General features: G+C 54.5%; 4 protein-coding genes and 1 pseudogene. All 5 read right to left on the reverse strand.

Features of this window, described 5'->3' with window-relative positions; genetic code table 11:
- Window positions 1-983, reverse strand: a 983-nt coding sequence (locus DQ405_RS25275; protein WP_342030463.1) for an efflux transporter outer membrane subunit, incomplete at its 3' end; no start/stop codon positions are given.
- Complete coding sequence (locus DQ405_RS28395) at window positions 964-1,515, reverse strand: TolC family protein (RefSeq protein ID WP_342030464.1); 552 nt, start codon at window positions 1,513-1,515, stop codon at window positions 964-966. The genes DQ405_RS28395 and DQ405_RS25275, both read right to left, overlap by 20 nt.
- Entirely contained in the window at window positions 1,512-1,880 is a 369-nt protein-coding gene (locus DQ405_RS28840; protein WP_446730921.1) for an efflux RND transporter permease subunit, read from the reverse strand. The genes DQ405_RS28395 and DQ405_RS28840 overlap by 4 nt, the downstream gene beginning before the upstream one ends.
- Entirely contained in the window at window positions 1,780-2,799 is a 1,020-nt protein-coding gene (locus tag DQ405_RS28845; protein ID WP_446730922.1) for an efflux RND transporter permease subunit, read from the reverse strand. The genes DQ405_RS28840 and DQ405_RS28845 overlap by 101 nt, the downstream gene beginning before the upstream one ends.
- Window positions 2,792-3,907 (reverse strand): annotated as a pseudogene (locus DQ405_RS28850) (efflux RND transporter permease subunit); the annotation flags it as partial. The gene DQ405_RS28845 and the pseudogene DQ405_RS28850, both read right to left, overlap by 8 nt.
- Between the last annotated feature and the right edge of the window lie 115 nt (window positions 3,908-4,022).

Here is a 4,022-nt window from a genome sequence, read left to right on the forward strand (position 1 = left end):
TTGGAGGCAATCTTAGCGTCGGCTCGGTCCCATCCCCCACCTAAGGCTCTAATCAGGCTCACCGTTGCAATGGCCTGAGTGCTCGTCAGACGGCTCAGTTGCAGTTCGGTTTGTAAGACCTGGCGCTGAGCATCGATAACTTCCAAATAGCTAATTTGCCCCTCTTCATACTGAGTTTTAGAAAGTCGCTCTGTCCGTATTGATGCTGCAACAGCTTCGCTTTGATTACCTTTCTGATCATCGAGCAACCTCAGATCTGCAAGGTTGTCTTCTACCTCTCTAAAGGCCACCAATACTTGCTCCCGATACTTCGCAACCTGCTCGTCGTATCGAGCCCTTGCAGAGGCGAGATCTGCTTTCCTCCGACCACCATCAAATATCGGTAACGTCAGCGCCGTTCCCGCCAGGGGGCCTAGTAGAAAAGACCGAGTCGACCAGTCGAACAGATTCCCCAGCGATGACGACTCGAAGCCGGCGGCGGCATTTATGTTAAGCCGCGGGAAAAATGCTGATTTCGCCAATCCGATTTGTGCGTTAGCCGCGGCCATAGCTCTCTCGGCGGCAGCAATATCTGGACGGCGCTCCAGTAGGGCTGATGGTAACCCGATAGGCACCTGGGTCGCGATGGGCTCTATAGGTGAGTCAGGGAAGTCGAAGTCGGCAGGAGACTTACCCAACAACACTGCAAGACTATGTTCTGACGTCGCGCGCAGCCGTGCGATCCCTACCGAGTCCGCCCTCGCGGTCGATAGTTCGTTGCGCGCTCGCGATAGGTCAAGTTCGCTTATGTCGCCCTCTTTGAATCGCCCCTCTACTAATTTCAGGGTGTTTTCACGCAGGGTGACCGTGCGACGAAATAGTCGAAGTTGGTTGTCGTACTCACGCAGCTCGAAATAATTTTTAGCCACATCAGCTTGGAGGGCTAACAGTACAGAACGATACAGCGCCTCGTTCTGTGCTTGATTAGCGAGCGCTGTGTTCACTTGTGAATCCACCTTCCCGAACAGGTCTACCTCGTAAGAGGCTGTCGCCTGACGCCCGCCAAAGAGTCTGCGTGGACCCACTCGCATCGTCAGACAACAATTGTGAGGCAGGAGACAGGCGTTCACGCGTAGGACCAAATCCCGCATCTAAGGACGGGAACCATCCCGCTCGGGCTGATTGGGTTAAGGCTCTCGATTGCTGGACTCGTGCGGCAGCCGCCTTCAGATTCTGATTAGCCTCTGCGGCTTGCCGCTCCATGTCGTTTAGCACCGGATCGCCAAAGACTAGCCACCATTCCCCACGATGCTCGGCATCGGCCGGTTCAGCGTTTTTCCAGGCGCTATCTTTGGGCAATGATGCTTGCTTCTGTTCAGCCGAAGCTTCCTTGAACGCCTGCGGAGTCGGGACGTCGGGGCGGTTGTATGTCGGCTCCACAGAGCATGCTGATAGAAGCGATAGCAGCGCTGAGGAAGTTAGCAGTCCAAAAATAGACTTTTTGGGTAATTGGATCATTCGTTTGGCTCCGATCATGCGTCCAATGCTTCCGTTGTCAGGTGAGGCGCGTCTTTTTGAGCCACGTGTACTTTGCCACCTGCCAGCGTACGCAGGACCACGTAGAAGACAGGTGTCAGTGCGAGACCGAACAGGGTCACGCCCAGCATGCCGAAAAACACCGAGATCCCCATGGCTTGACGCATTTCTGAGCCCGCCCCAGTGGAAAACACGAGTGGAACAACGCCCATAATGAAGGCGATGGAAGTCATGAGAATCGGCCGGAGACGCAAGCGGCTCGCTTCAATGGCTGCCTTCAGGGTTGTGTACCCGTCGTGCTCTAGTTCTCTGGCGAACTCGACTATCAAGATGGCGTTTTTGGAAGCCAATGCGACCAATACCATTAACCCGATCTGGGTAAAAGATGTTGTTGTCTCCCTGCGTGAGCCACACCCCCGTGAGTGCACACAAGATGCTCATGGGAACGATCAGGATTACCGCCAAAGGAAGGGTCAAGCTTTCATACAGGGCGGCCAGTACGAGGAATACGAGCAGGACGCTGACAGGGAATACCCACATCCCGGCATTACCTGCCAAAACCTTTTGGTAAGTCAGCTCAGTCCACTCAAATTTTACGCCTTGAGGCAACACCTCGGCTGCAATGCGCTCTGCTGCTGCTTGGGCCTGGCCAGACGAATAGCCCGGCGCTGGGCCGCCGTTAATATCCGCTGCGGTGTAGCCGTTATATCGAACCACCATGTCCGGACCGTAGGTTGGGGTGATACGAACCAGAGACGATAGGGGCACCATTTCCCCACGGTCGTTTCTGGTTTTCAGCTGAAGGATGTCATCTGCTCGCTGACGAAACGGTGCGTCGGCCTGCACTCGTACCTGGTATACACGGCCAAAACTGTTGAAGTCATTCACATACAAGGAGCCAAGGTATACCTGCATGGTCTTGAATACATCGGTAACGGACACGCCCAGCTGTTTGGCTTTCACACGGTCTAGCTCGACGTTTAGCTGCGGGAAGTTGATCTGATAATTTGTTAGTGACCCACCAAGCTCCGGGGTCACCGCAGCCTTGGCCATGAATGCTTGAGTGGCCTTGTTAAGCTCCTCATACCCTAGGCTACCTTGGTCTTCCAGCTGCATTTTGAAGCCGCCCAGTGTGCCAAGCCCGAGTATTGGAGGCGGTGGAAAGGCTGCGACATAGGCTCCTTTGATACTGGCGAACTTTTGGTTAAGGGATGCGACGATGGCCGCGGCGGACTCATCTTTCGATGTACGTTCGCTGAGAGGCTTGAGGGGGGACAAAGACAATCCCTGCGCTAGAGCTGTTCATGAATCCGTTAACGGACATGCCAGGGAAGCCGACTGCGTGAGCTGCGCCCGGCTGCTTCATGACTATTTCGCTCATCTGGCGAATCACTTCTTCCGTACGGTCAAGAGAAGCGCCATTGGGAAGCTGGGCGATGGTGACTAAGTACTCCTTGTCCTGCATGGGAATGAACCCAGCAGGCACAACGTTCCCCATAACCGCCGTGAGCCCCAGAAGAACCACATAAACAACCAGCATGCTGCCCTTGCGCTTAAGGACGCCTGTTACGCCTTTCGAGTATTGCTCCGAGCCACGATTGAAAACCTTGTTGAACGCTCGAAAAAAACCGCCCAGTAGCTTATTCATCACCCGTGTTAAGGCGTCTTGCTTAGCGTCGTGGCTACGCAAAAGTAGTGCGCTGAGGGCTGGAGAGAGCGTGAGTGAGTTGAAAGCAGAGATCACCGTAGAGATTGCAATGGTCATCGCAAACTGCTTGTAGAACTGGCCCGTGAGACCGCTCATAAATGCCAACGGTACAAACACAGCAACCAACGTGAGTGCGATAGCAATGATGGGGCCGCTGACCTCTTGCATGGCTTTATACGTGGCGTCCCTCGGGGTCAGACCGCTGGCTATGTTCCTCTCCACGTTTTCAACCACAACGATGGCATCGTCGACGACGATACCTATGGCTAACACCATTCCGAAAAGCGACAGGGCATTGATCGAGAAGCCGAAGGCCAGCAATAGCGCAAAGGTACCGATGATGGATACCGGTACAGCGATCAAAGGGATGATTGCTGTACGCCATGATTGAAGGAACACAATGACGACCACGACTACCAGTGCGATGGCTTCGAGCAGTGTTTCTATAACCGCCTGAATGCTCGACTTCACGAAGCGAGTGGGGTCGTAGATAAGCCTGTAATCCAGGCCTGGAGGGAAATCAGCGCTGAGATCTTTGAGTGCAGCGCGGATTTGGTCAGAGATCTCCAGCGCGTTAGCGCCTGGCAATTGGTAGATGGCGAGGGAGACGGCGGGTTTGTTGTCCAGCAGCGCACGCAATCCGTATTCAGCCGCAGAAAGTTCGACTCGGGCGACATCCCGCAGATGAGTAACTGCGCCATTCGGGCTAGTTTTTTGAGAACGATGTCGCGGAACTCGTCTACGGTCTTCAAGCGACCCTGGGCATTGATTGTCAGCTGCACCGCAGTACCCGGCGAAG

Source organism: Pseudomonas sp. SST3 (assembly GCF_003325755.1).